2 protein-coding genes are annotated in these 1,399 nt (G+C 44.5%); both read right to left on the minus strand.

Going from position 1 to position 1,399, the window contains the following annotated elements; all coding sequences use genetic code 11:
- Positions 1-820: reverse transcriptase N-terminal domain-containing protein (locus tag ORQ98_RS29450; RefSeq protein WP_274692397.1), on the minus strand; the 820-nt coding region annotated here is incomplete at its 3' end.
- A gap of 18 nt (positions 821-838) precedes the next feature.
- Positions 839-991, minus strand: a complete 153-nt coding sequence (locus ORQ98_RS29455) for a hypothetical protein (protein ID WP_274692398.1) — start codon at positions 989-991, stop codon at positions 839-841.
- Between the last annotated feature and the right edge of the window lie 408 nt (positions 992-1,399).

Raw genomic sequence — 1,399 nt, forward strand, 5'->3', positions numbered from 1 at the left:
CAAAATCATCTGCATAGGAAATAAAGTTGATTTTGTCAGCTTTCTTCGGAGCAGCTTGTTTAACTTGCTTTTCCAGTCCGCTCAAGGTCAACAACATAAGCGTGGGAGAAATAATTCCTCCTTGAGGAGTACCTGCATCGGTTTGGTAAAATAAACCTTTGTCAATATAACCAGCTTTTAGCCATTTACTCAGGATAATGGTATCCATAGGAATATTATCGATTAGCCATTGGTGACCAATGTTATCAAAACATGCCTTTATATCTCCCTCAAGTACCCATTGTGCTGATGTTTTCCTACATAATGAGTTAAAACATTGCTTAATGGCATCCGCAGTACTGCGCCTGGGCCTAAACCCGTACGCATTTGTGTCTGCTACTGTTTCTGATATGGGTTCTAAAGCCAACAGGTGTAGTGCTTGTTGAGCTTTGTCGACCATGCACGGAATCCCTAAAGGGCGTTGTTTCCCGTTCTTTTTGGGGATATAAATCCTTCTCAATGGCTGGGGTTGATAACCCCGTCTTTTGAGTAACTTAATGGCTGTTATTTTCTTCTTATCGGTGTTCCAGATAATCCCATCCACACCAGATGTCTTGCTTCCTTTATTTTGAGATACTCGTTTTATAGCGAGTAATTTCCCATAGAACGAGTGGGTTAGAATCCATTGCAATGCTTTTGCTTTGCCATGTTTTCCTTCCCTTGTAGCCTTTGCAATACGCATTTGCAGCCTTAGTACATGCTTTTCCGCAGCTTGCCAATTAATGGCATCCCACTTTGGCAATGCTGAGGATGCACCAGGCTGTTTAACGTAACCCGTCATTTGCTTTTCCTCAATTAACTAAAGTTCTACAAACTCTCTTGCAAAGAGAGACCAGTCGGAAGTCAGCCCGTTTTCACGACAGGTGACGTTTAAACCTGTATCAGCACTATTACAGCACTGCATTCGCTTTTTCCAACATCCCATACCCGCACCGCCTTCGGTAGACCTCACGATCTACTTTCCCAGAGGGAGCGATACGGGCTTACCATGTTCCGCATAAGTCGTATATGCCAGGTTAGGCGCCTACTTTAAAACGGGGGCATTTCAGATCACGAGGAGACAGCGTAACATTCTCCTACCTTACCCCAGTGCCATTTTGGCTACAGCGTATTAACCACTTTCGCTGTTTCAAGCTTGACGATTCGTTAGTAGATTCACTTGCGTTCGCCATACTGGCTCCCTAGCACTTACCCAATTGTGGTTATCAGGAGGATGCTTGTCTCACGATTTGCATCCCGCAAAATGCTTTGTTACGTTGTCAGGCCCGCTGCTTTATTCAGGACCCTAGGGTCATCTGGTGATACAGATGGTTCTCTCGTAAGTCGGAGAACAACGACTTTATGCGACTTCATGTCGCAC

Source organism: Spartinivicinus poritis (genome assembly GCF_028858535.1).
Lineage (GTDB): Bacteria > Pseudomonadota > Gammaproteobacteria > Pseudomonadales > Zooshikellaceae > Spartinivicinus > Spartinivicinus poritis.